This is a genomic window from Curtobacterium sp. BRD11, from assembly GCF_031844345.1.
GTDB lineage: Bacteria > Actinomycetota > Actinomycetes > Actinomycetales > Microbacteriaceae > Curtobacterium.
Map to the genome: position 1 here is coordinate 657,602 of NZ_JAUZUZ010000001.1, position 26,436 is coordinate 684,037.

20 protein-coding genes and 1 tRNA gene are annotated in these 26,436 nt (G+C 71.4%); 2 read left to right on the forward strand and 19 right to left on the reverse strand.

The features are described from left to right. Positions 1 to 26 precede the first annotated feature (26 nt). The 10 genes from whiA to polA all read right to left on the reverse strand — a co-directional run bounded on the left by whiA (position 27) and on the right by polA (position 17,393). On the reverse strand, positions 27 to 1,007 hold the full coding sequence (whiA, locus tag Q9R28_RS03010) for a DNA-binding protein WhiA (RefSeq protein WP_209682494.1): 981 nt from the start codon (positions 1,005 to 1,007) through the stop codon (positions 27 to 29). Between the two features lie 76 nt (positions 1,008 to 1,083). Further along, positions 1,084 to 1,995, reverse strand: coding sequence for an RNase adapter RapZ (gene rapZ / locus Q9R28_RS03015; protein ID WP_066654437.1), 912 nt, complete (start codon positions 1,993 to 1,995; stop codon positions 1,084 to 1,086). A 108-nt stretch (positions 1,996 to 2,103) separates the two neighbouring features. Beyond that, a complete protein-coding gene (uvrC, locus tag Q9R28_RS03020; protein ID WP_311205442.1) occupies positions 2,104 to 4,215 on the reverse strand; it encodes an excinuclease ABC subunit UvrC in 2,112 nt (703 codons plus the stop codon). Then, a complete protein-coding gene (gene uvrA / locus Q9R28_RS03025; protein ID WP_311205443.1) occupies positions 4,216 to 7,251 on the reverse strand; it encodes an excinuclease ABC subunit UvrA in 3,036 nt (1,011 codons plus the stop codon). Between the two features lie 49 nt (positions 7,252 to 7,300). Continuing rightward, complete coding sequence (locus tag Q9R28_RS03030; protein ID WP_311205444.1) at positions 7,301 to 8,224, reverse strand: SDR family NAD(P)-dependent oxidoreductase; 924 nt, start codon at positions 8,222 to 8,224, stop codon at positions 7,301 to 7,303. Then, positions 8,214 to 10,286 carry an excinuclease ABC subunit UvrB gene (uvrB, locus tag Q9R28_RS03035; RefSeq protein ID WP_066658265.1) on the reverse strand — a complete coding sequence of 691 codons (2,073 nt, stop codon included), beginning with the start codon at positions 10,284 to 10,286 and terminating at the stop codon, positions 8,214 to 8,216. Before uvrB ends, Q9R28_RS03030 begins: the two co-directional genes overlap by 11 nt. Positions 10,287 to 10,382: 96 nt before the next feature. Next, a complete protein-coding gene (coaE, locus tag Q9R28_RS03040) occupies positions 10,383 to 10,985 on the reverse strand; it encodes a dephospho-CoA kinase (protein WP_251155016.1) in 603 nt (200 codons plus the stop codon). An 89-nt stretch (positions 10,986 to 11,074) separates the two neighbouring features. Then, positions 11,075 to 12,550: a 30S ribosomal protein S1 gene (rpsA, locus tag Q9R28_RS03045; RefSeq protein WP_066654468.1), complete on the reverse strand. Its 1,476-nt coding sequence runs from the start codon at positions 12,548 to 12,550 to the stop codon at positions 11,075 to 11,077. A 249-nt stretch (positions 12,551 to 12,799) separates the two neighbouring features. Continuing rightward, a complete protein-coding gene (locus Q9R28_RS03050; RefSeq protein ID WP_311205445.1) occupies positions 12,800 to 14,479 on the reverse strand; it encodes a DUF885 domain-containing protein in 1,680 nt (559 codons plus the stop codon). Between the two features lie 241 nt (positions 14,480 to 14,720). After that, positions 14,721 to 17,393, reverse strand: coding sequence for a DNA polymerase I (polA, locus tag Q9R28_RS03055; RefSeq protein WP_251155017.1), 2,673 nt, complete (start codon positions 17,391 to 17,393; stop codon positions 14,721 to 14,723). Positions 17,394 to 17,505: 112 nt separating this feature from the next. Between polA and Q9R28_RS03060 the strand changes: the two genes are divergently transcribed. Continuing rightward, positions 17,506 to 17,874 (forward strand): hotdog fold thioesterase, encoded by a 369-nt coding sequence (locus tag Q9R28_RS03060; protein WP_311205552.1) that lies wholly within the window; start codon positions 17,506 to 17,508, stop codon positions 17,872 to 17,874. 4 nt (positions 17,875 to 17,878) lie between these two features. On the opposite strand, the gene Q9R28_RS03065 is transcribed toward Q9R28_RS03060, so the two are convergent. The 6 genes from Q9R28_RS03065 to Q9R28_RS03090 all read right to left on the reverse strand — a co-directional run bounded on the left by Q9R28_RS03065 (position 17,879) and on the right by Q9R28_RS03090 (position 22,360). After that, entirely contained in the window at positions 17,879 to 18,349 is a 471-nt protein-coding gene (locus Q9R28_RS03065; protein WP_066654475.1) for a GNAT family N-acetyltransferase, read from the reverse strand. A 298-nt stretch (positions 18,350 to 18,647) separates the two neighbouring features. Then, positions 18,648 to 19,253, reverse strand: a complete 606-nt coding sequence (locus Q9R28_RS03070) for an ANTAR domain-containing response regulator (protein WP_022903868.1) — start codon at positions 19,251 to 19,253, stop codon at positions 18,648 to 18,650. A gap of 155 nt (positions 19,254 to 19,408) precedes the next feature. After that, a tRNA-Leu gene (locus Q9R28_RS03075) sits at positions 19,409 to 19,489 on the reverse strand. A gap of 41 nt (positions 19,490 to 19,530) precedes the next feature. Next, complete coding sequence (locus Q9R28_RS03080; RefSeq protein ID WP_066654478.1) at positions 19,531 to 20,088, reverse strand: MOSC domain-containing protein; 558 nt, start codon at positions 20,086 to 20,088, stop codon at positions 19,531 to 19,533. Further along, positions 20,085 to 21,680 carry a HAMP domain-containing sensor histidine kinase gene (locus Q9R28_RS03085; RefSeq protein ID WP_311205446.1) on the reverse strand — a complete coding sequence of 532 codons (1,596 nt, stop codon included), beginning with the start codon at positions 21,678 to 21,680 and terminating at the stop codon, positions 20,085 to 20,087. Before Q9R28_RS03085 ends, Q9R28_RS03080 begins: the two co-directional genes overlap by 4 nt. Then, positions 21,677 to 22,360: a response regulator transcription factor gene (locus Q9R28_RS03090; protein WP_235426333.1), complete on the reverse strand. Its 684-nt coding sequence runs from the start codon at positions 22,358 to 22,360 to the stop codon at positions 21,677 to 21,679. The genes Q9R28_RS03085 and Q9R28_RS03090 overlap by 4 nt, the downstream gene beginning before the upstream one ends. A gap of 149 nt (positions 22,361 to 22,509) precedes the next feature. Between Q9R28_RS03090 and Q9R28_RS03095 the strand changes: the two genes are divergently transcribed. Continuing rightward, a complete protein-coding gene (locus Q9R28_RS03095) occupies positions 22,510 to 23,058 on the forward strand; it encodes a hypothetical protein (RefSeq protein WP_251155021.1) in 549 nt (182 codons plus the stop codon). A gap of 84 nt (positions 23,059 to 23,142) precedes the next feature. Here the strand turns inward: Q9R28_RS03095 and Q9R28_RS03100 are convergent, their stop codons facing one another. Genes Q9R28_RS03100 through Q9R28_RS03110 form a run of 3 tightly spaced genes read right to left on the reverse strand, consistent with a single transcriptional unit; the run spans position 23,143 to position 26,360 of the window. Beyond that, positions 23,143 to 24,351, reverse strand: coding sequence for a GAF domain-containing protein (locus Q9R28_RS03100; RefSeq protein ID WP_251159772.1), 1,209 nt, complete (start codon positions 24,349 to 24,351; stop codon positions 23,143 to 23,145). 54 nt (positions 24,352 to 24,405) lie between these two features. Continuing rightward, positions 24,406 to 24,819, reverse strand: a complete 414-nt coding sequence (locus Q9R28_RS03105) for a DUF779 domain-containing protein (protein WP_251155023.1) — start codon at positions 24,817 to 24,819, stop codon at positions 24,406 to 24,408. Next, the gene (locus Q9R28_RS03110) at positions 24,819 to 26,360 is read right to left on the reverse strand and encodes an aldehyde dehydrogenase family protein (RefSeq protein ID WP_311205447.1); all 1,542 of its coding nucleotides are present in this window, start codon (positions 26,358 to 26,360) and stop codon (positions 24,819 to 24,821) included. The genes Q9R28_RS03105 and Q9R28_RS03110 overlap by 1 nt, the downstream gene beginning before the upstream one ends. Positions 26,361 to 26,436: the final 76 nt, after the last annotated feature.

Below are 26,436 nucleotides of genomic sequence, written 5' to 3' on the forward strand. Positions count from 1 at the left end.
CCGTCCGTCATGGGGCCGGTCGGGGACTACGCCCCCTCGAGCTCCTCCGGCACGCTGGCCTCGGTCCCCGGCACGCCGGTGTCCACGGCCTTCTTGTCGGCCATCGCGAGCAGGCGGCGGATGCGGCCGGCGATCGCGTCCTTGGTCATCGGCGGCTCGGCGTGCTGACCGAGCTCGTCGAGCGAGGCGTCACGGTGCTGCAACCGGAGCGACCCGGCGTACTTGAGGTGGTCCGGGACGTCGTCACCGAGGATCTCGAGCGCGCGCTCGACGCGGGCACATGCGGCGACGGCGGCCTGCGCCGAGCGGCGGAGGTTGGCGTCGTCGAAGTTCACCAGACGGTTGGCGGTGGCGCGGACCTCGCGGCGCTGGCGCATCTCCTCCCACTCGGCGGTGGTGCGGGCGGCGCCCATGACGGTGAGCATCTGGCCGATCGCCTCGCCGTCGCGGATGACGACGCGGTGGACGCCGCGGACCTCGCGGCCCTTCGCGGCGATCCCGAGGCGCGAGGCGGCACCGACCAGCGCCATCGCCGCCTCGTTGCCCGGGCAGGTGACCTCGAGCGCGGCGGCGCGACCGGGGTCGGTCAGCGTGCCGGAGGCGAGGAACGCACCGCGCCAGATGGCGGCGAGGTCCTCGCGGTTGCCGGTCGTCAGACGGTTCGGCAGGCCACGCACCGGGCGACGGCGCGCGTCCATGAGCCCGGTCTGGCGGGCGAGCGTCTCCCCCGCCTCGAGCACGCGGACCAGGTAGCGGGTGCCGCGGCGGGAGGACGCTGACGACCCCACCGACGCCTCGCTCCGCACGCCGTACAGCTCCGCCAGGTCCTTGCGCACGCGGTGGACGATGATCCGGGTGTCGAGCTCGACCTCGACCGCGATCCTGCCCGAGATGACGTGCAGGCCGCCCGCGAACCGCAGGATGGTCGCGAGTTCGGCGGCGCGGACCGTGTTGCGGTTCACGACGACCCTGGCCAGTTCGTCCTTGACCTCGGCAGTCAACGGCACAGCATCATTCCTAACGTTTTCTCTGGTGGGGTCCGCGGGTCCGGCGCACGTGGGTGTGGAGCGGCCGGAGGAACGGTCACTCCCGGCCGAGATCTCGGTTCTTCACACGCACGGCGACGTCGGACATCCCGCGGAGGAGGTTCGCCAACTCGGCGACGACGGCGACCGAGCGGTGCTTGCCGCCGGTACAGCCGATGGCGATCGTAGCGTGTCTTTTGTTCTCGCGTTGGTATCCCGCCAGCACGGGCTCGAGCACGGCAGCGTACCGCTCGACGAACGAGCGGGCGCCCGGCTGCGACAGGACGTACTCCGAGACGGGGGCGTCGAGGCCGGTGTGCGGGCGGAGTTCCGGCACCCAGTAGGGGTTCGGGATGAACCGCACGTCCGCGACCATGTCGGCGTCGGCGGGCAGCCCGTACTTGAACCCGAAGCTCATGAGCGTGACCTGGACCCCGACGAAGTGGTCGTCGGCGAAGCGCTCCGTGACGGCGTTGGCGAGCTGGTGGATGTTCAGGTCCGAGGTGTCGATGACGACGTCGGAGGCCTCGCGCAGCCCGGACAGCCGCGAACGCTCGAGGCCGATGCCGTCGAGCAGCGTCCCGTCGCCCTGCAACGGGTGCGGCCGGCGGACCTGCTCGAAGCGGCGCACGAGCACGGCGTCCGTCGCCTCGAGGAAGAGCACCCGGACCCGGGCGGAGGTGCTGGCACGGACCTGCTCGACCGCCTGCTCCGGGTCGGTGAAGAACCGTCCGCCGCGGACGTCGACGACGGTCGCGATCTTCGGGATCTTCTCCCCGGCACGGTCCGCGAGCTCCGTGAGCGGGCCGAGCATCTGCGTCGGGAGGTTGTCGACCACGTACCAGCCGAGGTCCTCGAGCGCCTTGCCGACCGTGGAACGGCCGGCGCCGGACATGCCGGTGACGATGAGGATGTCGTGCTGCTGCGACGCGGACGTCGGGGTTGTTCGGTCGTCGCTCGTGTCGCTCATGTGTGGGAGGGCTCCGTCGTGGCGGCCCGGGCCACGGCCCGGGGAGGTCTCGGCTTCGGGTCTCGGCTGCGCGTCCAGGCTACCGTCCCGCGCTCGGAGCGGGGCCGGTCACCGTGGACGCGACGGGCCGTCGGCGGAGACGTCCGGGACGCGGACGGGGCCGACCGGCCGGGAGGCGCGGCTCGGCTCCTCCGCGGCGGCTGCTGCGGGCGCGTCCGGGTCCGTCGTCCGCTCCGGACCGGGGGTGCCGGCGCCGGGCCCGGCAGGGTCGGCGTCGCTCGCCTCCGGCACGCTCCCTCCGGGCGGGCTCCCCTCCGGCGCGCTGCGGGGCGTCTGCGCGAGCTTCGTGACGACCGCCGCCGCGGTCGCCGGCCCGACGCCGTTCACCTCGGCGATCTGATCCGCCGTCGCCTCACGCAGGCGCGCGACCGACCCGAAGTGCTTCAGCAGGGCGTTCACCCGCGTCGGGCCGAGCCCGGGGATCTCCGACAGCTGCGACCGGACGTCGCGCTTCCGGCGGGTCCGCTGGTGCGTGATCGCGAACCGGTGCGCCTCGTCACGGATCCGCTGGATCAGGAAGAGCGCCTCGGAGTTGCGCGGCATGATCACCGGGAAGTCGTCGTCGGGCAACCACAGTTCCTCGAGGCGCTTCGCGATGCCCACCAGGGCGATGTCGTGCACGCCGGCCTCGTCCATCGCCCGCTTGGCCGCCTGGACCTGGGGCTGGCCGCCGTCGACGATGAGCAGCTGCGGACGGTACGCGAACCGCTTCGTCGGCTTCGTGCCCTCGACGACGTCCTCGCTCGTGGCGTCCGGGACGTCCGGCACCGCGGCGTCCTCGTCGAGGCGCGCCAGCCGTCGCGACAGCACCTGGTACATGCTGTCGGTGTCGTCGGTCGTCTCGGCGATCGTGTAACGGCGGTACTGGTCCTTGCGCGGGAGCCCGTCCTCGAACACCACCATCGACGCCACCACGTTCGTACCCTGCAGGTGGGAGATGTCGTAGCACTCCATCCGCAGGGGGGCCTCGGTCATGCCCAGGGCGTCCTGGATGTCGGCGAGGGCAGCCGACCGCGTCGTGTAGTCGGCGCTGCGCTTCGTCTTGTAGAGCATGAGCGCCTGCGCGGCGTTCTGGGCGGCCGTGCGCGCGAGGCCCGCCCGGTCGCCCCGCTGGGCCGTGCTGAGCTTCGTGCCGCGCCCGCCGCGTCGCTCGCTGAGCCACTGCTGCAGGGCCTCGGCGTCCTCGGGGAGTTCCGGCACGACGACCTCGCGCGGGACGTCGTCGCTCGTCGCGTACTGGCCCTGGACGATCTGTTCGACCAGGTCACCGGTGCTGATGTCGAGCTCCTTGTCGACCACCCACCCCCGGACACCGCGGATGCGCCCGCCGCGCACGGAGAACAGCTGCACGGCGGCGGCGAGCTCGTCCTCGGCCACACCGAACAGGTCGAGGTCGACCGAGTCCCGGAGGACCACCGCCGACTTCTCGAGCACCGCTTCGAGGGCACCGACCTGGTCGCGGTAGCGCGCCGCCTGCTCGTAGTCCATGGCGTCGGCGGCCGCGGCCATGCGCTGCCGCAGGGTCGTGATCACCCTGCGGTCGTAGCTGCCCATGAACCGGACGAACTCCTCGACGATCGCCCGGTGCTCGGCGATCGTGACCTTCTGCGAGCAGGGTCCACCGCACTTGCCGATCTGGCCCGGGAAGCACGGCTTGCCCGTCTGCATCGCCTTCTTGTAGGACGAGTCCGAGCAGGTGCGGATCGGGAACACCTTGATCATCAGGTCGATGGTGTCGTGCACCGCCCAGATCTTCGGGTAGGGCCCGAAGTACTTCGCGCCCTTGATCTTCCGGTTCCGCGTCACCATCACCCGCGGCGACTCCTCGCCCAGGGTGATCGCCATGTACGGGTACGACTTGTCGTCCCGGAACTTGACGTTGAACGGCGGGTCGAACTCCTTGATCCACGTGTACTCGAGCTGCAGTGCCTCGATCTCGGAGCCGACGGTGGTCCACTCGACGCTCCGGGCCGTGAGCACCATGCGTCGGGTGCGCTCGTGGAGGGTCGGCAGCGGTGCGAAGTAGTTGCTCAGGCGGGCGCGGAGGTTCTTCGCCTTGCCGACGTAGAGCACCCGACCGGCCTCGTCACGCCACCGGTAGACGCCTGGGTCGGTCGGGATCTCCCCCGCCTTCGGCCGCCAGGAGACGGTGTCCGCCACCTACCGAGCACCCGCCTTCTGCTTGCTCTGCTGCCCGCCCTGGTGCTTCTGGGTGGCCTGACGCGCACCGACCGCCTGCTCCTTGCCGACACGGGCGTCCTGCGCATCGAAGATCTCGCGCAGGAAGACACCGGTGTGGCTCTCGGGGACGTCGGCCACGTGTTCCGGGGTGCCGACGGCCAGGACCGTACCGCCACCGGCACCGCCCTCCGGTCCCATGTCGACCAGCCAGTCGGCGGACTTGATCACGTCGAGGTTGTGCTCGATCGTGATCACGGTGTTGCCCTTGTCGACCAGGCTCTGCAGCACGAGCAGCAGCTTCCGGACGTCCTCGAAGTGCAGACCGGTCGTCGGCTCGTCGAGCACGTAGACCGTGCGGCCGTTCGAGCGGCGCTGGAGTTCCGTCGCGAGCTTGACGCGCTGGGCCTCGCCACCGGAGAGGGTCGTCGCGCTCTGCCCGAGGCGCACGTAGCCCAGGCCCACGTCGACGAGCGTCGCCATGTAGCGGTGGATCGCCGAGATCGGCTCGAAGAACTCGGCCGCCTCGCTGATCGGCATGTCGAGGACCTCGGAGATGTCCTTGCCCTTGTAGTGCACCTGCAGCGTCTCGCGGTTGTACCGCGCACCGCCGCAGACCTCGCACGCCACGTAGACGTCGGGCAGGAAGTTCATCTCGATCTTGATCGTGCCGTCACCCGAGCAGTTCTCGCAGCGGCCGCCCTTGACGTTGAAGCTGAAGCGACCGGGCTGGTAGCCGCGCGCCTTCGCCTCGGGCGTCTCGGCGAAGAGCTGCCGGATGCGGTCGAACACGCCGGTGTAGGTCGCCGGGTTGGACCGCGGGGTGCGGCCGATCGGCGCCTGGTCGACGTGCACGACCTTGTCGAGCTGGTCGAGGCCCTTCACGCGGGTGTGCTTGCCGGCGATGTGCCGTGCGCCGTTGAGCTGGTTCGCGAGCACCTTGTACAGGATGTCGTTGACCAGGGTCGACTTGCCGGAGCCGCTGACGCCGGTCACCGCGGTGAAGACACCGAGCGGGAAGTCGACGTCGACCTGCTTGAGGTTGTTCGCCCGGGCGCCCTGCACGCTGATGACGCGCTTCGGGTTGATCTTCCGTCGCTCGGCGGGCACCTCGATCGCGCGCCGACCTGCCAGGTAGTCACCGGTCACCGACTCGCGGTTCGCGATGATGCCCTCGTAGGAGCCGGAGTGCACGACCTTGCCGCCGTTCACGCCCGCGCCCGGTCCGATGTCGACGACCCAGTCCGCCGTGCGGATGGTGTCCTCGTCGTGCTCGACGACGATGAGGGTGTTGCCGAGGTCCTTGAGCTTGACGAGCGTGTCGATGAGCCGACGGTTGTCGCGCTGGTGCAGGCCGATGCTCGGCTCGTCGAGCACGTAGAGCACGCCCGTCAGGCCCGATCCGATCTGCGTCGCGAGCCGGATGCGCTGCGCCTCGCCGCCGGAGAGCCCGCCGGCTCCGCGTGCGAGGGTCAGGTAGTTCAGGCCGACCTCGAGCAGGAACTCGAGCCGCGCGCGGATCTCGCGGAGGACGGCGGCCGCGATGTGCGCCTCACGCTCGGTGAGCGTCAGCTCCTCCATGAAGCCGTACGCCTGGTCGAGCGACATGTCGGTCACGTCGGCGATGCTGCGACCGTCGACCGTCACGGCGAGGACCTCGGGCTTCAGGCGCGTGCCGTCGCAGACCGGGCAGGGGACCTCGCGCAGGTAGCCCTGGAAGCGCTGCCGCTGCGAGTCCGACTCGGCCTCGGCGAACTTGCGCTCGATGTAGGGCATGACGCCCTCGAACCCGCTCGTGTACCGCATCTCGCGGCCGAAACGGTTCTTCCACGACACGGAGACCTGGAAGTCCTTGCCGGTCAGGATCGCGGCCTGCACCGACGGGTCGAGCTGGTTCCACGGGGTGTCGAGGCCGAACCCGAGGTCCTTGCCGAGACCCGCGAGGAGCTTCTCGAAGTACGAGTACAGCCCGCTCGTGCCCGTCCAGGGCAGCAGGACGCCGTCTCGCAGCGAGGCCTCGGGGTCGCCGAGCACCAGGTCGGGGTCGACCGACATGCGGGTACCGAGGCCCGAGCACTCGGGGCAGGCACCGAACGGTGCGTTGAACGAGAAGGTCCGCGGCTCGATCTCGGTGAGCGCGAGCGGGTGGTTGTTCGGGCAGGACAGGTTCTCGGAGTAGGTCCGGACCGCGCCGGGCCCCTCGTGGTCGACGAGGTCGATCGACACGGTGCCGTTCGTCAACCGCAGGGCGGTCTCGAGCGAGTCGGTGAGGCGGCCGAGGATGTCGTCGCTCGCCACGAGACGGTCGACGATCACCGAGATGTCGTGCTTGACCTGCTTCTTGAGCTTGGGCGGGTCGCTCAGCTGGATGCGCTCACCGTCGACGATCGCACGGGCGTACCCCGAGGCCGCGAGCTCCTGGAAGAGGTCGACGAACTCGCCCTTCTTCTTGGAGACGACCGGCGCGAGGACCTGGAAGCGCGTGCCGGTCTCGAACTCCATGAGCTGGTCCGCGATCTGCTGCACGCTCTGCTTGCTGATCACCTCGCCGCAGACGGGGCAGTGCGGGACACCGATGCGCGCCCAGAGCAGACGCATGTAGTCGTAGACCTCGGTGATGGTGCCCACGGTCGACCGCGGGTTCCGGTTCGTCGACTTCTGGTCGATCGAGACCGCCGGCGACAGGCCCTCGATGAAGTCGACGTCGGGCCGGTCCACCTGGCCGAGGAACTGCCGGGCGTAGGCCGACAGCGACTCCACGTAGCGCCGTTGGCCCTCGGCGAAGATCGTGTCGAACGCGAGCGAGGACTTGCCCGACCCGGACAGCCCGGTGAACACGACGAGCGAGTCCCGAGGGATCTCGAGGTCGACGTCGCGGAGGTTGTGCACGCGAGCGCCCCGGACGCTGAGCGTCGAGGTGCTGTGCGGCGCCGTCCCGCCGGGGATGTGGAGGTCTGCAGGCTCGCCGAAGGCGTTCCGGCCCGGGGTCGCGGTTCCGCGGTCAGAGGTGATGGTCATCGCAGACGATTCTACGAAGCAGGACCGACATCCGTCCGGGCGTGGCGGTCTAGCCGAGTGCGTCGAGAGCGAACGCGACGCCGGTCGCCTGTTCGCTCGCCGTCCAGAGGCGCGCAGCGACGGTGCGGTCGTGGGCACGCGGGCGCGCCGGGACGAGCGCCGGACGACCGGCGAACTGGAGCGGACCGGCCGGCCCCCAGTACTCTCCCGAGCGGACGTCCTCACCGACGGCGGCGTGCACGAGTGGCCGCGCCCCGGCGTCCTTGCCCTGCGCCACCCAGCCCGAGCCCGCCCGCATCCACGCCGGTTCCGACCGCGTCGGCGCGACGTCCGGTCGGGGCGGCGCGGCGGCGTCGAGCGCAAGCCCCGGGTGCGCGACGACGCTGCGCACCCGCGAGCCGGCGTCACCCAACCGCTGCGCGAGCTCGAAGCCGAACAGCATCACCGCGAGCTTGCTCCTGGCGTACTGGCGGTGGCCCTCGTAGCGGCCGACCGCGAGCGGATCCGTCCGGTCGAGCGTCGTGAGGCGGTGCGCGATGGAGCCGAGGTGCACCACACGCCCGGCGTCCTGGTCGAGGGCCGGCAGCGCCAGCGCCGTCCAGGCGAAGTGTCCGAGGTGGTTCGTGCCGACCTGCAGTTCGAAGCCCTGCGCGGTGCGCTGCGGTCGAGCCGATCCGACCACGCCGGCGTTGTTGAGCAGGGCGTGCACGGGGCCGAGCTCCTGGAGCCGCACGGCCGCGGCACGCACGCTGTCGAGGTCGGCCAGGTCGAGGTGCAGGTGCACGAGCGCTGCGTCGTCGACGTGCTTCCGGATGCTCCGCTCGGCAGCGGCGGCACGCTCGGGGTTCCGCGTGGCGAGCACGACCCGGTGGCCCTGTGCCGCGAGCTGCTCGGCTGCGTGGTAGCCCAGGCCGGCGCTGGCACCCGTGACGACGACCGTCCGCCGCGCGGTCCCGGAGGTGTCAGCGGACATGCCCGGCGGACTCCATCTGTCGCAGCGCCTTCTTCAGGTCCTGCACCTCGTCGCGGAGCCGTGCCGCCAGCTCGAACTTCAGCTCGGCCGCGGCCTGCAGCATCTGGTCGTTGAGGTCGGCGATCGTCGCCTCGAGCTGGGTCGCGCCCTCTCCCGCGATGCCCTCGCGACGCAGGTTCGGCGTGGGCGACCGGCGGCCGTCGGAACCCGGGCGACCCTCGAGCAGCGCCTTGGTGTCGTCGCTCTCGCGCTGCAGCACCTCGGTGATGTCGGCGATCTTCTTGCGGAGGGGCTGCGGGTCGATGCCGTGCTCGAGGTTGTAGGCGACCTGCTTCTCGCGGCGCCGATCGGTCTCGTCGATCGCCTGGCGCATGGAGTCGGTGATCTTGTCGGCGTACATGAGCACCTGGCCCGACACGTTGCGGGCGGCACGGCCGATCGTCTGGATGAGCGACGTCGACGACCGCAGGAACCCCTCCTTGTCGGCGTCGAGGATCGCCACGAGGGACACCTCGGGCAGGTCGAGGCCCTCGCGCAGCAGGTTGATGCCGACGAGCACGTCGTACACGCCCTGGCGCAGCTCCGTCAGCAGTTCGACACGCTTCAGGGTGTCGACGTCGGAGTGCAGGTACCGCACGCGGACGCCGGCGTTGCCGAGGAAGTCCGTGAGTTCCTCGGCCATCCGCTTGGTCAGGGTCGTGACGAGCACGCGCTCGTCACGCTCGACGCGCAGCTTGATCTCCTCGAGCAGGTCGTCGATCTGGCCGTCGCTCGGCTTCACGACGATCTCGGGGTCGACCAGACCCGTCGGACGGATGATCTGCTCGACGACGCTGTCGGTGACGCCGAGTTCGTACTTGCCCGGGGTCGCCGACAGGTAGACCTTCTGCCCGACGCGCTCGAGGAACTCCTCCCACGTCAACGGTCGGTTGTCGAGCGCGCTCGGCAGGCGGAACCCGTGCTCCACGAGCGTGCGCTTGCGGGAGGCGTCACCCTCGTACATCGCGCCGATCTGCGGCACGGTCACGTGCGACTCGTCGATCACGATGAGGAAGTCGTCCGGGAAGTAGTCGATGAGGCAGTGCGGCGCCTCGCCCGCATCGCGCCCGTCCATGTGGCGCGAGTAGTTCTCGATGCCGGAGCAGAAGCCGATCTGCTCCATCATCTCGATGTCGAAGGTCGTGCGCATGCGGAGCCGCTGGGCCTCGAGCAGCTTGCCCTGGCCCTCGAGCTCGGCGAGTCGGTCGGCCAGCTCGTCCTTGATCCGCTCGATCGCCCGGTGCATGACGTCGGTGTCGGCGACGTAGTGCGACGCCGGGAAGATCGAGACACCGGGCAGGTCCGCGATGACGTTGCCGGTCAGCGGGTGCAGCGAGGTGAGCGCCTCGATCTCGTCACCGAACATCTCGATGCGGATCGCGTGCTCTTCGTACATCGGGATGATCTCGATGGTGTCGCCGCGGACGCGGAAGGTGCCGCGGGCGAAGTCGACGTCGTTGCGCTGGTACTGCATGCCGACGAACTTGCGCACGAGCTGGTCGCGGGAGATCGTCTGACCGACGTGGAGCGCGATCGACGCGTTCATGTACTGCTCGGGCGTGCCGAGGCCGTAGATGCAGGACACGGTGGACACGACCACGACGTCGCGCCGGCTGAGCAGCGAGTTCGTCGTCGAGTGCCGGAGCCGCTCGACCTCCGCGTTGACCGACGAGTCCTTCTCGATGAAGGTGTCCGTCTGCGGGACGTACGCCTCGGGCTGGTAGTAGTCGTAGTACGAGACGAAGTACTCGACCGCGTTGTTCGGCAGGAGCCCGCGGAACTCGTTCGCCAGCTGCGCGGCCAGGGTCTTGTTGTGCGCGAGCACGAGCGTCGGCCGCTGGACCTGCTCGATCAGCCAGGCGGTGGTCGCCGACTTGCCGGTACCGGTCGCGCCGAGCAGCACGACGTCGGTCTCACCCGCGTTGATCCGACCGGCGAGCTCGGCGATCGCCGCCGGCTGGTCACCGCTCGGCGAGTACTCGCTGATCACCTCGAAGGGACGGATCGCCCGGGTGGGCTGGATCGACACTGCCATGGGGACAACGGTAGTCGCGCCCCCTGACACCCGACGGCCCTGATCGCCCACAGCTGAGCGGCTACCAGGGCCTGCTGGGCCCGGTCAGGACGCGATGCGCTCCCACACCGCGTCGGCGGACCGCAGGGTGTCCTCGAGCGATCCGGTCGCGTCGACGACGTGGTCGGCGAGGGCGAGCCGCTCGGCGTCCGACGCCTGGGCCGCCACGCGTCGCTCGGCCTCGTCACGCGGCATGCTCCGGTGCTCGACGAGTCGTCCGACCCGCTGCGCCGCAGGGGCATCCACGACGACGACCGCGTCGAACCGGATCGGCCGACTCCCCCGGGCCTCGGCGAGGAGCGGGACGTCGTAGACGACGACGGCTTCCGGATCAGCGGCCTCGGCGGCGTCGAACGCTCCCCGTGCGAGCCGCCACACCTCCGGGTGGGTGATCCCCTCGAGGTCCTTCCGCGCCGAGGCGTCGGAGAAGACGATGCTGCCCAGGGCGGCCCGGTCGAGCGCGCCGTCGGGGGCGAGCACGCCCGTCCCGAACCGTTCCACGACACGGGCGAGCCCGGGGCTGCCCGGAGCGACCGCCTGCCGCGCGAGCTGGTCGGCGTCGACGACGACCGCGCCGTGCTCCGCCCAGCGACGGGAGACGGTGGACTTGCCCGCGGCGATGCCGCCTGTCAGACCGATGATGCGCACGGGTCCAGGCTACCGAGGACGTCGTGGAACGCCGGAAGCCCGGCACCCCGTCAGGGGTACCGGGCTTCCGGGACGTGCGACCCGCTCGATCAGTTGTTCGAGCTGAGCTTCTCGCGGAGCGCCGCGAGCGAGGCGTCGTCGGCCAGGGTGCCCTGACCGTTCGACTCGCTCGAGAAGGTCGACGAGGACGAGGACGAGCTCGAGGCCGAGGCGGGGAGGTCGAAGCCACCCTTCTCCTCGTCCGCGATGGTCTTCGCGACCTGCGCCTTGTGGGCCTCCCAGCGCGACTGGGCGGCCGCGTACTGGCCCTCCCACTCGGTGCGCTGGGTGTCGTAGCCCTCGAGCCACTCGTTGGTCTCCGGGTCGAAGCCCTCGGGGTACTTGTAGTTGCCCTGGTCGTCGTACTCGGTCGGCATGCCGTAGAGCGCCGGGTCGAACTCGGTGCCCTCCGGGTCCACGCCCTCGTTCGCCTGCTTGAGGCTGAGCGAGATGCGGCGACGGTCGAGGTCGATGTCGATGATCTTGACGAAGACCTCGTCACCGACGGAGACGACCTGCTCGGCGAGCTCGACGTGCTTGTTCGAGAGCTCCGAGATGTGGACGAGACCCTCGATGCCGTCGGCGACGCGGACGAAGGCACCGAACGGCACGAGCTTCGTGACCTTGCCCGGTGCGATCTGACCGATCGCGTGGGTGCGGGCGAAGACCTGCCACGGGTCCTCCTGCGTGGCCTTGAGCGAGAGCGACACGCGCTCGCGGTCCAGGTCCACCTCGAGGATCTCGACGGTGACTTCCTGACCGACCTCGACGACCTCGCTGGCGTGCTCGATGTGCTTCCAGGAGAGCTCGGAGACGTGGACGAGACCGTCGACGCCGCCCAGGTCGACGAACGCACCGAAGTTGACGATCGACGACACGATGCCCTTGCGGACCTGGCCCTTGTGGAGGTTGTTGAGGAAGGTGGTGCGCGACTCGGACTGCGTCTGCTCGAGCAGGGCGCGGCGCGAGAGGACCACGTTGTTGCGGTTCTTGTCGAGCTCCAGGATCTTCGCCTCGAGCTCCTGGCCCAGGTACGGGGTCAGGTCGCGGACGCGACGCAGCTCGATGAGCGAGGCCGGGAGGAAGCCACGGAGGCCGATGTCGACGATGAGACCGCCCTTGACGACCTCGATGACCGTGCCGGTCACGACGCCGTCGGACTCCTTGATCTTCTCGACGTCGCCCCACGCACGCTCGTACTGCGCACGCTTCTTCGACAGGATGAGGCGGCCTTCCTTGTCCTCCTTCTGGAGGACCAGGGCCTCGACCTCGTCGCCGACCTCGACGACCTCGTTGGGGTCGACGTCGTGCTTGATCGAGAGCTCGCGCGAGGGGATGACACCCTCGGTCTTGTAGCCGACGTCGAGGAGGACCTCGTCGCGGTCGATCTTCACGACGGTTCCGGAGATCAGATCGCCGTCGTTGAAGAACTTGAGGGTCTTCTCGACCTCGGCCAGGAAGTCATCAGCCGAGCCGATGTCGTTGATGGCGACCTGCTTGGGAGCCTTGGTCGTGGTGGTTGTCATGTAGAGATTGCTCCGAACGGACATGAGTCGGGCCGTGACGGCGAGGGAGCGACCCCCTGGTCCGCACCGAACGTCGGTGCGAGCCGTCATGGCAGTGGTTGGTTGGCGCGGATTGCGCCGATTGAGTCTAGCCGCAGGGCCGCGGGCCCCACAACCGGGCGTGTCGCGTGTCGCGGGGTGACCGGAGGACGGACGGGAGGCACGCGGCGACCCCGCCACGCGCCTCCCGTCCGTCGACCCGTCACGCCGTCAGTCGAGCAGCGCGCTCCGGAGCGTGTCCAGGCCGACCCCGCCGAGTGCGAGCGCCCGGTGGTGGAAGGCCTTCAGGTCGAACGCAGCGCCCTCGCGTGCGGCGAGCTCGTCGCGGATCGACTCCCAGACGCGCTGCCCGACCTTGTAGGACGGCGCCTGCCCCGGCCACCCGAAGTACCGGGCGACCTCGAACTGCACGAACTCCGGCGCCATGTTGACGTTCCGGCCCATGAAGTCGAGCGCGTACTCCCACGTCCAGCCACCGCCGTCGGGGTTGGTCTTCTGCAGGTGCACACCGATGTCGAGCACCACGCGGGCCGCCCGCATCCGCTGGCCGTCGAGCATGCCGAGGCGGTCCCCGTCGTCGTCGAGGAACCCGAGCTGCTCCATGAGCCGCTCGGCGTAGAGGGCCCAGCCCTCGACGTGCCCGGACGGTCCGGCCAGCTGCCGACGCCACGTGTTGAGCTCCCCGCGGTTGTAGACCGCCTGGCTGATCTGCAGGTGGTGACCGGGCACGCCCTCGTGGTAGACCGTCGTCTTCTCACGCCACGTGCCGAACTCCGTGACGCCCTGCGGCACCGACCACCACATCCTGCCCGCACGCGAGAAGTCGTCGGAGGGGCCGGTGTAGTAGATCCCACCCTCCTGCGTCGGGGCGATCCGGCACTCCAGGCGCTTGATCGGGTCGGCGATGTCGAAGTACTCCCCGTCCATCGCGCGGATCGACGCGTCACTGGTCTCCTGCATCCACCGCTGCAGGGCGTCGGTGCCGTGCAGGATGCGGGCGGGGTCGGCGTCGAGGACCTCGATCGCGTGCGCCACCGAGGCGCCGGACTCGATGCGGTCCGCGATGCGCTCCTGCTCGTCGCGCATCCGGGCGAGCTCCTCGATGCCCCACTCGTACGTCTCGTCGAGGTCGACGACGGCACCCAGGAAGCGTCGGGAGTGCAGCTCGTAGTCCTCGCGACCGACCGCGTCGACCGGGGTCGCCAGGGGCAGCAGCTCGTGCTCGAGGAAGCCGCCGAACGACCGGTACGCGGCCGCCGCGACCTCGGCGCCGCGTACCAGCTCGCCGCGGAGCGACTCGGGCAGCGGCGCGCCGCCCTCGAGCGCGGCGCCGTCGACGAGCTGGCGGAAGAATCCGTCCTCGGCACCGTTGCGCGCGGCCTGCTCAGCGATGAGTGCGACCTGGCGCGCGGCGGGCGTGACCTGCTCGCGCGTGCCCTGCAGCAGGGTCTCGCGGTAGCCCTCCAGGGCGTCCGGCAGCGCGTGCAGGCGCCCCGCGACGTCCTGCCAGTCGTCGGTGGTCGCGGTCGGCATCAGGTCGAGGACGTCGCGGAACTCCTGCGCGGGGCTCGCGATCACGTTGAGGTCCCGCAGGTGCAGCTTCCGCTCGTGCGACTCCACGACCAGGTCGAGCTCCGCTCCGAGGTCGGTCTTCGTCACCCGGTCGACGTCGTCCGTCGACTCGGCGGCGTCGAGGGCCCGGCGCGCGGAACGTGCGGCGTCGGCGAGGGCGTCGGCGCCGACGGGCGAGGTGTCGCCGTAGCCGTCGGTGCGCCCGGGGACCCCGATGTACGTGGCGACGGTCGGGTCGAGGTCGACGAGGGTGGACACCCAGTCCTCGGCGACGCGGTCGACGGCGGACGGCTGGCGGACGGGTCGGTCTTCGCTCATGCCCCGACCCTACCGAGCGCCTCGGCAGGCGGAGCTGCGGACGGCGGGACGGGGGCGTCGACACGAGACGCCCTCCGGTGAGCGAGACGCCGCCGGATCTGGCGGCGTCTCGACGCAACCGCGGCGTCTCGACGCGACCGCGGCGCGCGAGCTGTCTGGACGACGGACGGGAGGCACGGTGCCAGCCGGCACCGCGCCTCCCGTCCGTGACGTGGCCGCGTCGCAACGCGACCCGCGCGCGTCAGTGCGCCGCGGACTCCCAGTTCGGGCCGACGCCGACCGACACGTCGAGCGGGACGCTCAGCTCGGCAGCCGCGCCCATCCGGGTGCGCAGGATCTCCTCGACGCGCTCCTGCTCGCCGGGAGCGACCTCGAGGATGAGCTCGTCGTGCACCTGGAGCAGCAGGTGCGACTCGAGCGATCCCTCGCGGAGGTCCTCGTCGACGCCGAGCATCGCGATCTTCATGATGTCGGCGGCCGACCCCTGGATCGGCGCGTTCAGCGCGGCGCGCTCGGCGTTCTCGCGGAGGACGCGGTTCGGGCTCTTCAGGTCCGGGAACGGACGCCGGCGACCGAAGATCGTCTCGGTGTAGCCGTCCTCACGGGCCTGCTCGACGACGCCTCGGAGGTAGTCGCGCACCGCACCGAAGCGGGCGAAGTACTCGTTCATGAGCGTGCGCGCCTCGGACTGCTCGATGCGGAGCTGCTTCGACAGGCCGAACGGGCTGAGGCCGTAGGCCAGGCCGTACGACATCGCCTTCACCTTCGTGCGCATCTCGGGCGTGACGTCCGCCGGCTCGACCGAGAACACCCGGGCACCGACGAAGCGGTGCAGGTCCTCGCCCTCGTTGAACGCCTGGATGAGCCCCGGGTCGCCGGACAGGTGCGCCATGATGCGCATCTCGATCTGCGAGTAGTCGGCGGTCACGAGCGTCGTGTACGGCTCGGCGACCGCGAAGGCCGACCGGATGCGGCGACCCACGGCGGTCTTGACCGGGATGTTCTGCAGGTTGGGGTCCGTCGACGAGACCCGGCCGGTGCTCGTGCCGGTCTGCTCGTAGCGGGTGTGGATGCGTCCGTCGACGACCGCGGCGTCGAGCGTGTCGACGATCTGCCGGAGCTTCGTGGCGTCGCGGTGCTGCAGCAGCAGTCCGAGGAACGGGTGCGGGTGCTGCTCCTGCAGGTCGGCCAGGCTCGCCGCGTCGGTCGAGAAGCCGGTCTTCGTCTTGCGGGTCTTCGGCATCGCGAGCTCGGTGAACAGGACCTCCTGCAGCTGCTTCGGCGAGCCGAGGTTCACCTCGTGGCCGATCTCGGCGAAGGCCTGCTGCGCGAGCTCGGCGGCGCGCTCCCCCAGGTCGTGCGACAGCCCGGTCAGGACCGGGCGGTCGATACCGACACCGATGGTCTCCATGCCCGCCAGCACCGGGACGAGCGGCAGCTCGATCGTGTCGAGCACCCGCAGCGAGGACTCGTCGACGCGGGAGCGCAGCGCGGTGTCGACCCGCAGGACGTACCAGGCGTGCACGCCGACGTTGACCGGTTCGGTCTCGGGGACGAGCTGGTTCGGGTCGGCGGTCGGCAGCTCCTCGCCGAGTTCCTGGTACACGAGGTCGGCGAGGGGCTGCCCCTGCTTGCCCGGCTGCGCGAGCCACCCGGTGATGCGGGCGTCCCCGGCGATGCCCCGCACCGTGATGCCGACCGTGCCGAGCGCCTTGATGGCGGCCTTGGCGTCGTGGAAGTGCTTCGGGGCGTCGGAGGCGAACCACGCGGCGAGCTGCTCGTAGTCCTTCGCGCCGCTGCCGCCGGGCACCAGGACGGCGTCGTCGTGGGTCGCGATGCCGATCGCGCTGAGCCGGCCGTCGATGACCTCGACCGCGACGCCGAACCCGTTCTCGGCGTCGTTCGCACCCTTGCGCTCGAGCCAGTACCCGAGCTCTTCGTCGATGACCGTGGTGACCTTCGGCGGGGTCGGCGCGCCGCTGTCGACCGAGCCGGGAGCATCGCTCGCCTCGCTCGGCTCACCGGTACCGGCGACCTTGAAGACCCGGTCGAGCAGCGTGCGGAACTGCAGCTTGGCGAAGAGGTCGCGGACGGCCTGCTCGTCCAGCGGGCGGAGGGCGACGTCGGCCGGTCCGACGGGCAGCTCGACGTCGTTCACGAGCCGGTTCAGCCTGCGGTTCCGGATCGCCCGGTCCTTCTGCTCGCGGAGGTTGTTCCCGACGACGCCCTTGATCTCGTCGGCGTGCTCGAGGACACCGTCGAGGGAGCCGTACGCGGTCACCCACTTGACCGCGGTCTTCTCGCCGACCTTGTCGATGCCGATCAGGTTGTCGCTGGTCTCCCCCACGAGCGCCGCGATGTCCGGGTACTGGTGCGGCTCGATGCCGTACCGCTCGTACACCTTGTCGCGGTCGTAGCGCGTGAGCTCGGAGACGCCGCGGACCGACGGGTACAGCAGCGTGACGTCGTCGTTGACGAGCTGGATCGAGTCGCGGTCACCCGAGACCACGTACACCTGGTACCCCTGCTCGGCACCCTGTCGCGCGAAGGTGGCGAGGATGTCGTCGGCCTCGTAGTCCTCCTTCGTCACCGTCGTGATGCCCATCGCCTCGAGCGCCTGCTGCAGGAGCGGGATCTGGCCCTTGAACTCGGGCGGGGTCTCCGAGCGGGTGCCCTTGTAGTCCTCGTACTCGCGGGTGCGGAACGAGAAGCGGGAGATGTCGAACGCGACCGCCAGGTGGGTCGGCTTCTCGCGCTGCAGGAGCATGAGCAGCATCGAGATGAAGCCGTGGATGGCGTTCGTGTGCTGCCCCTCGCGGTTCACGAAGCTGTCGACCGGCAGTGCGTAGAAGGCCCGGAAGGCGAGCGAGTGGCCGTCGATGACCATGAGGGTAGGCTTTGCGGAGTCCGACACCCGGACAGCCTACCGACGCCATCCGACACGGGAGTCCGCGAGCGTGACCGACGACGTGACCCACGAACCGACCACCTCCGGAGCCGTCGACGAACGGCTGTCCGAGCGCGGCATGGGCGAACTCGCCACGAAGATGGGCATGGAGATCACCGAGCTGAGCGCGGAGCGCGCCGTCGGGTCGATCCCCGTCGAGGGCAACCGCCAGCCGGTCGGGCTGCTGCACGGCGGAGCGTACGTCGTGCTCGGCGAGAGCCTCGGGTCGATGGCTGCGAACGTGCACGCCGGGCCCGGCCGCTACGCGGTCGGCATCGAGCTCAGTGCGTCGCACTCCCGCAGTGCGACGAGCGGCCGGGTCACGGGGACCTGCACGGCGATCCACCTCGGCGGCACGCTCACCACGCACGAGATCGTGCTCACCGACGACGAGGGCCGACGCTGCTCCACCGTGCGGATCACGAACATGATCCGCGAGCGGCGCTAGCGGTTCAGTCCTCGGGCGGTCGCTGCAGCAGCAGGCGGGCATCGCCGAACCCGAGCCGACGGTAGAGCGTCTCACCGGCGACGCTGGAGTGCACCGCGGTGCGCTCCGCGCCGAGTTCGTCGGCGATGTCGAGCAGGGCCGTGACCAGGCGTGCGGCGACGCCCCCGCCGCGCAGGTCGGGGTGCACGTACACGGTCTGCAACTCGGCGGTCACGCGTCCGCGCGGCCGGTGCGGCGCCGGCGGCCGCGGGTGCACGGCGAGCCACGCCATCCCCAGCACCTCCCCGACGCGCTCCGCGACCACGCACCGGTGCGAGTCGGCGTGCTCGGCGGCGAAGGCCGACATTGCCTCGCGGTACTCGTCGGGCGTCACCGTGGGCACGGCGCCGTCCTCCTCGACGCTCCACCGCCAACGCAGATCGGCCACCGTCGGCATGTCCTCCGGCCGGGAGGCACGGATCACCACGTCGTCCATGCCCCCACCCTGCCACGTGGCGCGGCTGCGGCGGGTCCGACCCGCGCCTCCCGTCCGGCGCTCTGCCGCGGCCCTGCCGCTGCACGCGGTCTCCGACACGGAACGCGTCGTTCGACAGGTGCGGTGTCGCACGATGCGCGCGTACCCGGTGCAGGCGCATCGTCCGACGTTGCACGTGACGATCGACCGGCGTGATGTCGGCCGGTACCCGTACACCGACGTCCGCGGGGTCCGGAACGCGGAGAGCGCCGCCGGACGGTGTCCGGCGGCGCTCTCCGCGTGAGCGAGCGGTTGCTCGTTACTTCTTGGCGCTGAGCTGCTCGATGATCGCCTTCGCGACGTCGTGCATCGTCAGACGACGGTCCATCGATGCCTTCTGGATCCAGCGGAACGCCTCGGGCTCGGTGAGGCCCATCTTCTCGTTGAGCAGGCCCTTGGCGCGGTCGACGAGCTTGCGGGTCTCGAACCGCTCGACGAGGTCGGCGACCTCGGCCTCGAGCGTGATGATCTGCTGGTGCCGCGAGAGGGCGATCTCGATCGCGGGGAGCAGGTCGTTCGGGGTGAAGGGCTTCACGACGTAGGCCAGGGCACCGGCTTCGGTCGCGCGCTCGACGAGGTCCTTCTGGCTGAACGCCGTGAGGAGGACCACCGGAGCGATGTGGTTCTTGGAGAGCTTCTCGGCAGCGGAGATGCCGTCGAGCTGGGGCATCTTGACGTCCATGACGACGAGGTCCGGGCGCAGGTCGGTCGCGAGCTGGACGGCGGTCTCACCGTCGCCGGCTTCCCCGACCACGTCGAACCCGTTGTCGCGGAGGATCTCGACGATGTCGAGACGGATGAGCGACTCGTCCTCGGCGACGACGACGCGACGCGGTGCTGCGGGGGTTGCTTCTGTGTCACTCACGACCGAGAGCCTACTAGACGGAGCGCGTGGCTTCCGTCAGCTGTGGATGCGCGGTTCGACGAACTTCTGTACGAGTGGCGGGACGCTCGGTGTGCCCAGCCCCGCACGCCGTGAGCGACCTTGTACGCCAGCCCCGCACGCCGTGAGCGACCTTGTACGAGTGGCGGGACTCGAACCCGCACGCCGTGAGGCAGAGCATTTTGAGTGCCCCGTGTCTACCGTTCCACCACACTCGCGAGGGCTCCAGGCTAGCAGGGCCCGGCCGCGCCCCCGGTCCTCACACCGGGGCGAGCGGTTGCAGCGCTCCCTCGGGCAGCTCGACCCGGACGGCGTCGCCCGCGCGGACGATGCCCCCCGTCACGACGACGCCCATCACGCCGCCCTTGCGCTCCACGGTGCCGTCCTCCGCTCGGCCGAGGACCGCGCGCAGCAGCCCCGGGTCGAAGTCGTTGATCTGCTGGCACGGGTTCCGGAGCCCGGTCACGCGCACACAGGCCGCGTCACCGAGGTGGAGCAGGGCCCCGGTCGGCAGTCCGAGCAGGTCGACGCCGCGGGTCGTGACGTTCTCCCCCATGTCCCCCGGCACGACGGTGTGCCCGGAGGCGGCGACCTCGTCGAACACCTCGGCGTGGAGCAGGTGGACCTGCCGCAGGTTCGGCTGTGACGGGTCCCTGGCGACGCGGGAGCGGTGCTGCACGGTCGTCCCGGCGTGCGCGTCGCCGTCGACGCCCCACCCCGCGACGAGGGTGATCTCCTCGACGACGGGCTTGCTGAAGCGGTGCTCGGCGTCGCGGCTCACCGCGACGATCCGTCCGTTCTCCTGATGAGCGCTCACGTCCCCATCGTGGCAGACACCGGGGCCGGAGCGACACCCCGGTCCGCGCCCGACCCGGGGTCGACGGCGCGGGTCGCGCGGGGCAGGCGGAGCACGAACCGCGCGCCGCCGAGCGTCCCGTCGTCGTCGTGGACGAGCGTGCCACCGTGGGCGACCGCGATGCCGCGGGCGATCGGCAGGCCGAGTCCGGCACCACCCGACCGGACGTCCCGCGACTCCCCCAGTCGGACGAGCCGGTCGAACACGCGCTCCCGGTCGCCGACGGGGATGCCGGGCCCGTCGTCCTCGACCACGAGCGTCGCCTCGTCGGCGTCCGTGCCGAGGGTCAGCCGCACCGTCCCCGTCCCGCCCGTGGCCCGCGCCGCGTTGTCGACGAGGTTGCCGAGCACCTGCGCGAGTCGGTCGGCGTCGACCTCGACCGGGACGGGCTCGGTCGGGAGTCCGGGGTGCATGGTGATCCCCGGCAGCCGGAGCTCGAGCCGGTCGACCTCGGCGCGCAGCCACGGGACGAGGTCGGTCGGCCGCCGGTCGAGCGCGATCCCCCGGTCGAGTCGCGCCATCGTGAGCATGTCGTCGACGAGGCGCGCCGCGCGGTCGGCCTGGCGGACGACGTGCACCGCGAGCACCTCGGTCGTCGCCGGGTCGTCGCCACCGCTCCGGACCAGCGTGTCCGCCGCTGCGCGGACGCCGGCGACGGGCGTGCGGAGCTCGTGTGCGGCGTCCGACAGGAAGCCCCGGACCCGTTCCTCAGCGGCCACGGCCTGCGCTTCGGCGCCCTCGACGGCGTCGAGCATCTCGTCGAACGCGGCGGCGACGCGGCCGATCTCGGTGTCCGTCCTGGCAGGGCGCAACCGCCGACCACGGTCACCGTCGGCGATCGATCGGGCCGTCGCGGTGACCTCGTCGAGCGGGCGCAGCGCGCGCCGCACGACCAGGACCACTCCGACGACGGCGACACCCAGGAACACCGCGGACGCACCGCCCATCACCCAGCCGAGCTGCGTCAGGGTCTCCTGCACGTCGCGGGTGCCGGCGGTCAGCGTGATGCGTGTGCCGTCGTCGAGGACGGACCGGAGTGTGAGCACGCCGTCGTCCTCACTGGCACGCGACGACACCACCGTCGCACCGGAGGATGCCGATGCACCGGAGGACGCCGACGCACCCGACGACGCCGTCGCACCGGACGACGCCGGTGCACCGGCGTCGGCAGCCCCGGTCGAGCCGCTGGAGGACGACCGGTCGCGCGGCGCCGGACCCGGGAGCTGCCCGGGGTCGGGCGGTCCGGAGCGCAGCTGGTCGGGTGTCGGCCCGGCCTCGACCGCGGCGCCGTCGGGCTGCACGATCCGCACCGAGAGGCCCTGCGCCGACAAGCGGTCGGCGAGGTCGTCCGCGTCGAGCACCCCCACGAGTGCGGCAGCGGCGGCAGCCCGGTCCCGCAGTCGGTCCTCGACCTGTGCACGCAGTCGGGCGCCGAGCACCGCCTCGACCGCGACGACGAGCCCGGCCAGCAGCACCGCGAGCAGCACGAGCACCGCGACCACGGTCCGCAGTCGCAGCGAGGACGTGCGCAGCCGTCGGTCGACCGCGGTCACGCCGCGCCCCGGTCGACGGAGAGCCGGTACCCGAGCCCGCGGACCGTGTGCACGAGCCGGGGACCGTGCACCTCCATCTTGCGGCGGAGTGCGCTGAGGTGGACCTCGACCAGGTTCGGCGCGATGTCCTCGTAGCCCCACACCTGCGTCGTGATCTGCCCCTTGGAGACGGTCCGGCCACGGCTCTCGGCGAGGAACCGCAGCAGCCGGAACTCGGTGGCCGTCAGGTCGAGCAGGACGCCGGCGCGTCGCACGGTCGCGCCCTCCGGGTCGAGCACGAGGTCGCCGACCTCGATCACCGACGGGACCCGACCGCGGCGGCGGAGCACGGCCGTGACGCGTGCCACGAGCTCGGCCATCGCGAACGGCTTCACCACGTAGTCGTCGGCCCCCTCGGCGAAGCCGCGCAGCCGGTCGTCGAGCTCGTCGCGGGCGGTCATCATCACGACGGCGGCGTCCGACCGCGTCCGGATCCGTGCCGCGAGCAGGATGCCGCTCGGTCCGGGCAGCATCCAGTCCAGCAGGACGAGGTCGGGAGCGGCGCGGTCGAGGTCCTCGGCGATCGCCCGGCCGTCGGTGGCCTCGGTCACGACGAACCCCTCGGCGCGCAGGGTCGCGGCCACGGCGGTGCGGAGGGAGTCGTCGTCCTCGACCACCAGGACACGTGCGGGTGCGTTCACGGCGGACACGGTAGGTGGGCACTGCCCGCAAGCAGCATGGAGGACGCTGGACGAAGCCTGTGCTTCAGTCCTGCTTCAGGTTCGAGCTCGACCGTCGTCCTCGTCGCCGGACCGCCCCGGTCCGCCGACACCGACACGGAAGGCACACCATGCAGGACGAACGACACGACCAGCCCGTCACCGCGCCCGACCGCCGTCGGCGCACCCTGCGTCGCGTGGGGATCGGTTCCGCGGCCGCCGCGGCGCTGCTCCTCGGCGGGCTCGGCGTCACCGCTGCCGTCGCGGACGGCTCCGGCGCACCGAGTGCCACGAGCGCACCGACGGGAGCGCCGAGCGGCGCACCGAGTGGCGCACCCTCCGGTGCTCCCACTCCGGGCACGAAGGGTGCCCCCGGTCCCGGCGCGAAGGGCGCGGAGGGCGCCGCTCCGGCTCCGGGCTGCGTGGCAGCTCCGCCCGCGGCCGGCGACGCCCCGAAGCCGAAGGACGGCGCCGTCCCCGCCCCGCCGGAGGGCGCGGACGCCCCGAAGCCGCCCACGGGCTCCGACGCGCCGAAGCCGAAGGACGGGAACGCGCCGAAGCCGGAGGAGAGCGACGCACCCACGCCGCCGAAGGGCACGGACGCCCCGGAGCCGCCGCAGCCGGACCGGGACGGCGGCACGGACGGCTCTGCCACCCCGGCACCGACCTCCGGGTCCTGAGCGGGACGACCCGGTGCGGGAGGCGCACGTCGTCGGCCGGACGGTCGACGCGTGGCGCGCCTCCCGGCCGGGCCGGGTCGCCCGTCACGATCCGTCGAGCGCCTCGATCGCCGCCACCAGGGCCGACCGACGCGGCGACCGCGGCGGCAGGACCGCGAGCAGCGCGCGCAGCACCTGCGCGTCGGCGGCGCCGTCCGCCGTCCGCGCCCACGCCTGGAGCGCCTCGACGCCACCGTCGGCGACGAGCGCCTCACGGAACCGCGTCCTGACCCGGTCGCGCAGGTCGTCGACGCCCGGCGAGACGGAACCGGGCAGGACCGGGCCGACGTACCGGTCGACGGCCTGGAGGCGCGCCCCGCGGTCGAGCGCGGACAGGACGGAGTCGACGTCCGTCCGCAGCCCCTGGAGTCGGTACGGTCGCGAGGTCACCGTCGCACCGGGGGCGTGCGCCGCGAGCACGCGACGCAGGCGCACCACCTCGGCACGGAGCGTGGTGACGGCACCGCGGTCGCCGTACACGGCGACCGCCAGGTCCGCCGCCGCGAGGCCGCCGGGCGTCGATGCGAGCACCGCGAGGATCTCCGAGTGCCGTTCCGACAGCCGGACCGTGCGCCCGTCGGAGGTCAGTGTCGCGGTGTCCGAGCCGAGGAGGGCCAGTCCGACGGCCGGACACGGCGCACCGCGGCCGCGTCCACGGGGCACGTCCCCGGTCGGTCCGGGGGTGCGGAGGCCCTGCACCGCCCGGAGTGCCAGTTCCGCCTCGGCCACCGCGGCCGTGGCGACGAGGAGCGGCAGGGTGTGGCGTTCGACCGCGCGCGCGTCGCCGGTGATGTCGAGCGCCCCGACGACGGCGCCGGTCGGGTCGTGGAGCGGCACCGCCGTGCACGAGAAGGCCTTGACGGCGGTCGCCCAGTGCTCGTCCGCGTGGATCTGCACCGCCCGGTCGAGCCGCAGGGCCGTACCGGGCGCGCTCGTGCCCGCGCGCTCCTCCGCCCAGTCCGCACCCGGCAGGAAGCCCATGTCCTCGGCTGCGCTGCGGGCGGGACGCGCGCCGTCGACCCAGACGAGACGCCCGGCGGCGTCGGTGACGGCGACGACGCACCCCGCGGACCGCACGTCGTCGAGCAGCAGCCGCCGCACCACGGGCAGTGCCGTCCCGAGCGGCCCGTGGCGGCGGAGCGCGTCGAGCTCGTCGGGCCCCAGCGCCAGCGACGGCCGGTCGTCCGGGTCGACCCGGGCACAACGACGCCAGGACGCGGCGACGAGCGGACGGAGCCCCGCGGGTGCGCGCATCGGGCCTCCTCGTGACGAGACGTCCGCCGCGTCGTCGCGGTCGACGGGGTCAGCCTACGTCCGGTGGTCCGCGGGGACCAGACCGAGGTCGTCGAGCTCGTCGTCGGTGAGCATGCGCGACCGCGTGAGGAACCGCTTGCCCTCCGGCACCTCGAGCGAGAAGCCCGCGCCCCGACCGTCGACCACGTCGATCGTCAGGTGCGTGTACTTCCAGTACTCGAACTGCGCGCGTGACATCCAGACCTCGACGGGGCCGGCACCGTCGACGTCGAGCGCGCCGAGGAGCACGTCGGCCGGCCCCGTCCGGAACATCCCGACCGGGTAGCACATCGGGCTCGACCCGTCGCAGCAGCCGCCGGACTGGTGGAACATGAGCGGCCCGTGCCGGGCGGCGAGGGAGCGCAGGAGCTCCCCCGCCGCCGGCGTCACCGCGACGCGCGCCGCGGCCGGGCGGTCCGGGTCGGGCATCAGAAGAAGCCCATCGGACCGTCGGCGTACGACACGAGCAGGTTCTTCGTCTGCTGGTAGTGCTCGAGCATCATCTTGTGGTTCTCGCGCCCGATGCCGGACTGCTTGTACCCGCCGAAGGCCGCTCCGGCCGGGTACTGGTGGTAGGTGTTCGACCACACGCGACCGGCCTGGATGTCACGCCCGGCGCGGTAGAGCGTCGTCGCCTCGCGGCTCCAGACCCCGGCACCCAGCCCGTAGAGGGAGTCGTTGGCGATCCGGATGGCGTCGTCGTAGCCGTCGAAGCTGGTGAGCGCGAGCACGGGGCCGAAGATCTCCTCCTGGAAGATGCGCATGGCGTTGTCGCCCTCGAAGACGGTGGGCTGCACGTAGTAGCCGCCGGACAGGTCACCGCCGAGGTCCGCCCGCTCGCCGCCCGTCAGCAGCTTCGCCCCCTCCTGCTTCCCGATGTCGATGTAGCTCAGGATCTTCTCGAGCTGGTCGTTCGACGCCTGCGCACCGATCATCGTCGCCGGGTCCAGCGGGTGTCCCTGCTTGACCGCGCGCACCCGGTCGAGCCCGTCCGCGACGAACCCGTCGTAGATCTCGCGCGCCACCAACGCCCGGGACGGGCACGTGCAGACCTCGCCCTGGTTGAGGTTGAAGAACGCGAACCCCTCGAGGGCCTTGTCGTAGAAGGAGTCCCGCTCCTGCGCGACGTCGGCGAAGAACACGTTCGGGCTCTTCCCGCCGAGCTCGAGCGTCACCGGGATCAGGTTCTGCGAGGCGTACTGCATGATGAGCCGGCCGGTGGTGGTCTCCCCCGTGAAGGCGACCTTGCGGACGTCCGGGTGCTGGGCGAGCGGCGCGCCGACCTCGATGCCGAACCCGTTCACGACGTTGAGGACCCCGGCGGGCACGAGGTCGCGGATCAGTTCCACCAGCACGTGGATCGACGCCGGCGTCTGCTCCGCGGGCTTGAGCACGACGCAGTTGCCGGCGGCGAGGGCGGGCGCGAGCTTCCACACCGCCATGAGGATCGGGAAGTTCCACGGGATGATCTGCCCGACGACGCCGAGCGGTTCGTGGAAGTGGTAGGCGACGGTGTCGTGGTCGATCTCCCCCGTCGAGCCCTCCTGCGCGCGGATCGCCCCGGCGAAGTAGCGGAAGTGGTCGACGGCGAGCGGGATGTCCGCGCCGAGGGTCTCGCGGATCGGCTTGCCGTTCTCCCAGGTCTCGGCGACCGCGAGCTCCTCGAGGTGCGCCTCCATCCGGTCGGCGATCCGGTTGAGGATGCCGGCGCGCTCGGCGACGCTCGTGCGCGACCAGGCGGGGAAGGCCCTCCAGGCGGCCTCCACCGCCCGGTCGACGTCGGTCGAGTCGCCCCGGGCGACCTCGGTGAAGACCCTGCCCGTCACCGGCGTGGGGTTCTCGAAGTACCGGCCGCCGGCGGGCGGGACGTACTCGCCGCCGATGAAGTGGTCGTACCGGGAACGGTAGGAGACGAGCGCCCCGTCCTCGCCGGGTGCGGCGTAGGTCGATGGCGATGCTGCGATGGTCATGGTGGACACCTTTCGACGACGCTGTCGGTGGCGCTGGTCCAGCACCTGCGGCGACGGTACGACGCCGGGGGTTGCA